The 4,728-nt window shown below is 52.9% G+C and carries 4 protein-coding genes; 2 read left to right on the forward strand and 2 right to left on the reverse strand.

Features of this window, described 5'->3' with window-relative positions; genetic code table 11:
- Positions 1-204, forward strand: a 204-nt coding sequence (locus tag F624_RS35580; RefSeq protein WP_211224196.1) for a hypothetical protein, incomplete at its 5' end; no start/stop codon positions are given.
- A 64-nt stretch (positions 205-268) separates the two neighbouring features.
- Here the strand turns inward: F624_RS35580 and F624_RS0131695 are convergent.
- A complete protein-coding gene (locus tag F624_RS0131695) occupies positions 269-784 on the reverse strand; it encodes an anti-sigma factor domain-containing protein (protein WP_169426751.1) in 516 nt (171 codons plus the stop codon).
- Between the two features lie 988 nt (positions 785-1,772).
- Between F624_RS0131695 and F624_RS0131705 the strand changes: the two genes are divergently transcribed.
- Positions 1,773-2,606 (forward strand): tyrosine-type recombinase/integrase, encoded by an 834-nt coding sequence (locus tag F624_RS0131705; RefSeq protein ID WP_157443751.1) that lies wholly within the window; start codon positions 1,773-1,775, stop codon positions 2,604-2,606.
- A gap of 104 nt (positions 2,607-2,710) precedes the next feature.
- On the opposite strand, the gene F624_RS0131710 is transcribed toward F624_RS0131705, so the two are convergent.
- Positions 2,711-4,153, reverse strand: coding sequence for a replication initiation protein (locus tag F624_RS0131710; RefSeq protein WP_019578382.1), 1,443 nt, complete (start codon positions 4,151-4,153; stop codon positions 2,711-2,713).
- Between the last annotated feature and the right edge of the window lie 575 nt (positions 4,154-4,728).

Raw genomic sequence — 4,728 nt, forward strand, 5'->3', positions numbered from 1 at the left:
TACATCGCTTTTTACAGCAGCAAACTCAAAACCAGAAAACTTCTCAAACCACTCACAACAACCAACCCAACCAAGCACCAGAGGCTTCTCACCCCCGCCACTCGTAGAGCACTGTTCTGTGCAGTCGAGCCCGCCAGTATACACAGAGAAATGCGGCGGAAAGATGAATCGGCACAGGATTCATTAGTAACCAAGATACTATGAAGGTTATTCTTTATCAAATACGATCAAAGTCCGAAGTACCCTTGCAACCAAGGCCCTCCTCGTCTCAGATAGCTTTCTGTACCAACCAACCTTTGAATAGATAGGGCAGGCGTGGGCCCTTGCGGTCGCTGACGCCACCTTTTTCTTCGACGCTGATTGCAAGCTCTGTCGCACCACTCAAGTCATCAAGCTTGGCAGGCAACTGGAGTGTTTTATACCGACTCATAACCAGTCCCAAGGAGCGAGGAGGCTTGTTGTCACCGCTCAATGCCCAGACCTGCATGCTGTCTTCGGGCCCCTCTGTCACATTGTTCAGCCGTTGAAGCTGCAAAACGCCTGCCGTTGGATCAAACGTGATCAACAACGCCGCTTGCTGCTTATCGTCTAACAGTACAGAGACATAGCGCACTTGCGGAATCACCTGAAGCTTGGCTTGGAGGTGGCCAATCTGGGCTTTCAATTGCTCGTACATGCTTGCGCTGGCTGCCCAGCCGACCAGGAGCGCAACCATCAAAGCGACGGCGACAAAGCGCCACCATGAGCTCACTGTTCGACGGGTGGCATTGGGCTGGGTGGACACTTGAGTGTCAGGAGGTGAAGTGTCGACCATGTGTTTTAGGCATTCAAAAGGGTTGAGGCACAGCTGCCATAGGGTGAAAGTATGCATCGTTGTGCGGACTCCCCCCAACCGAAGCCAATTCCTCTGCCATCCAGCCCCCGATGACAGACGCATGCGTGTTGCACAGGTGACTGGCTCAAATCAATTCGAGCCATCACGGCCGCATTCAACACACCGGAGTTCGTCTCAAATTCGCATCAACTCCAGCAAGAGAAGTACCAACCGTCATCGCTCCCTCACTCAGCGGTGATATAAAAATGTCAATCTTCCAGAAAGAAATCGGGGCTCCCCCGTTTCGCCTTGCGCCGTCACTATTCCATGCCACCAGATACCCTCCCCTCACGTTTACACGACGACGCCTCACACAGCCCAACTGTTTCTCAGAACTCTCGGCACGCCACGGCCGGAGATTTTTTCTTCATCTTGTTGTTGATAGCTGTGTTACTCGCGATCATTGGCATGGCGTGCTTCGGGGTGTACACAAAGGTGATGGGCTGAACTTCGAGAGTCCAAAGTTTCTGGTCACCCCGTTCTTGGGCGACGGGCTTGATAGCGCATCGCTGCGCCGCTGCACGATGATCTTTCACGCGTGAATATTTCAAGACACATCGGTCGGGACGATTAGTGCATGCTCGGTATGCAGATGTCCAGCGAGCACCCCGAGGGGGCCTGGCGCAGGGGTGCCATTGGATTCCAAGACGGATCCACTTTTTCGCGCCAACTTTTGTTCAATCAAGACTGAAGGAGCAGCGCCGTGAACCAATGCGGCCCTCTGGAACATGGTGACGGTTCACCAAACCCGTTGAGAGGTGACGCGTTCTTTTCGATTTGGCTCGCGCATCGCCAGGCGGACCCTTACGACCCAGTCTGCGCGGCAGCCACAAGGCGTCTGTACGGCAGTATTTGGAAGTTGTGGCTATCCCACTTACACCGCCGAGGTGTGCAGTGGATGGACGCCAGCGCAGTTGATGTTTCCCAATTTCTGAAACAACTCAAAGCACGTCGGGCCAAAGCCAGTGACGGAACGATCAGAGTGGTGAGCGAGGTATCGCAGAAGCGGTACTGGCAATTGCTCCACTGGGTTTACGAGTACGCATTCGATATCAAGCTGAGCAAGAACTTACCGACCGGTGAGTTACACGACTTAGACCGCCCTCGCAAGCTGAACGATGACCCAACTGTGTTGGATCCCGCATTGTGGCGCGTGCTGCCTCAGGCCTTCCCTCGCGCTGAATTCTGCGACTGTTACGGCATTCGCGATCTGGTCATTTTGAAGCTCCTGTATGAGCATGGGTTGACCAGCGAGGAAGTGCGTGGAATGCGGATGGAGGACCTGATATGGGATGACTCGCAAATAGCCGACGCAACAGAAGACGGCGTGCAGCGCTTGCTGGGCGCCCACATCCAAGGGTCCAGGTCATGTCAGGAACGAGTGATCTCGTTTTCGATGGCCTTGAGTAAAGGCATGGCTGATTGGCTTGATTTCAGGGCGTCCCAGTCCAAATACTCCAAAAAGGAGTGGATTTTTTTATCAGATCGTGCAAATCAAATTTCAATTCGCATTTTGTTTCACCTGGTCAGTCGAACCATTGCGACGGCTGCACGGGACGCGAATTTGCCTTTGCCCTTGCGTTGCGGGCCCCAAGTCATCCGAAACACCGTGATCAGGGAAAAATTGGACCAGAAATGGCCTTTAGAGAAGATCATGGCCTTTGCAGGCTTGAAGAATCGAGAGAGCGTGTGGCGTCATGCCAAGTGGAGACCGGGTCAAGGATTTGCTTAAACCAGCGGAGCCCCATGTGGCTCTTTGCTCAGTGCTAAAGAACAAATCCATGAACTGGGCGAGTTCATGACCAGCACAAAGTACTGGTGTTGGTCAATTTCTCGTCACGCTTTAGCACCCGAAGAGGCTTGTAAAAAGTCGGAAATCGCTTGGTCATCAGGTTCGCCCCAAAGTCGAACCGCGAGCCAATCGTAAAAATGAACTTGAACAATCTTGGCTTCCAAGCCTTTTCTCTTGGCGGTTGAAGCAAGTGTTTTGTTCCCAAAAGAATCCATCTGGTTCAAGTATTCGTGCCAGATGTTGTCGCTTTCACGCCGAGTCATCTCCAGGAACAAATTGTGGGCTTCTGTGCGTCGATGGGAGATCAGCTCCAGTCGAGCCCGCTTTGCATCCCTTTCCGCCTGTCCTTGGTTAGGCTTGGGCGGTACTTGAGTTGTGCTCGTTTGTTCCTCAAAAACCATGCCATCGGCATAGTTGTTCTTGATGGCCGCTTTGAGATAAGCGGTTGGATTGCGTAACGCGGCGGATTCGGACACAGCGGCGCTTCGTTGCTTTACGTAGGCCACGTTGGCCATCACCCGTTCAGAGCCGTAAGTCGTGACGATGGAAATAGCCTCTGTGGCCTTCAAACCAAGCGCACGCAATTCCGCTTCGGCCAACTTGATCGCTTCTTTTGCAGCATCTCCTAGCAGCAGAGGTAGCACTTCAACTGTCTTTGGCTCGATCCGGAATTGAATCTCGACAACAACACGACCTTCCTTGTGTTCGATCAGTTCAAGGTTCAAGTGGGTCAGGCGGTTGACTTCCTCGATCGCTGGCAGCAGGGTGTCTCGCTTGAAGTACTTGTACTCAAATGCCGCCCCATGCCCCTGAGGTTTGACTCGCAGGTACATGTCCCACTCCTCGGGAGGCTTTCTGAATGTCAATTTGGAGGGATTGGTTTCATAGGCCACAGCGATCCGGTAAAGATTCAGCGCTGACTGATTCTTCAACTCGCGCGCCATGATGAGGTTCAACTCCGAAAACTGTTCAAGTTCTCGAACGCCGCGACTGATGTCTGGCGGGAGGCTGACCTCCACGATGTTTTGTGACGGGCTTCGAATGATCTTTGCTTGGGAAAGCAGACTGCTGACCGTCCATTGAGTCCCACCCGAGTTGACCTCGTTCCACTCGACCTGTACGGCGTTGAGTGATCTCAGCGTGGATTTGAGACGTTCGTAATTGCTCTTGTCACCCAAGAAGTCCATCAAGACTGGCATGGGAATCTTGTAGGTGTCTGCCTTGGGCTGTTGCTGGATTTCCCGAACAATTTTTAGCCAAGTCAACATCATTTGGCGCGTGATTGCGCCATTCATCGGCTTGAGCGCAATGCTCGGCATGGGCTGCTGAACCACCTGCGCGACGGCAGTAGCACCTTTGCGTGCAGCCTGTTGCGCAGGGCTGTCTTGCGGGCCCTCGTCGATGAACCCATCAGGGTGGTCGGGAAGGTCCTGCTCGTCGAACAGACTTTCAGAGGGTGTTTCAGAGCGCTTGCGTCGCGTGGCCATGGTGAAAGTTTACCACTTGAATTTTTTCACCTGAGACAAGCAATGCGACACCCTCTGTAGAGTGTTTAGAAGATAACACTTGAATACTTAGAGAAGACATAGAGATCGGCGAAACCGTTGACTGGCGCGGGTTCCCAGGCATCGAGGTGAGTTTTTTGTTGGGATGCAGTGAGACTTTTGTTGTGGCAAGGTGAGTGGATTGTTGTGCAATTCGCACTTTAGGTGAGGTGCTTGTTGTACTTAGGTGAGTGAGTTGTTGGGCTTGATGCACCTCAGGTGAGGGTTTTGTTGGGGCCTTTTTTTTTCGACTTTTTTTGTCGTTGGCGAAGCAATGTGCACCGCTTGGCGCCTTGTCGCAAGCTTCTAGCCTTTTCCGGGCACCTGTGGTGCAAGAACGCCGGCCCATTTGGTGGTTCTGTCGGCTTGAATTCGCTCTAGGTGAGTGTTTTGTTGGGGTGGAGCTGTTGATGAGTCGAACTGAAGGTGAGGGATTTGTTGGGGGGCGTGGTTGGCGACTGCCTGATGGGTGAGAGTTTTGTTGGGGTATCTGCGATCCGGTCTCGCTCCGTTTTTGG

Origin of the sequence: Curvibacter lanceolatus ATCC 14669, from assembly GCF_000381265.1 — a bacterium.
GTDB classification, from domain to species: domain Bacteria; phylum Pseudomonadota; class Gammaproteobacteria; order Burkholderiales; family Burkholderiaceae_C; genus Curvibacter; species Curvibacter lanceolatus.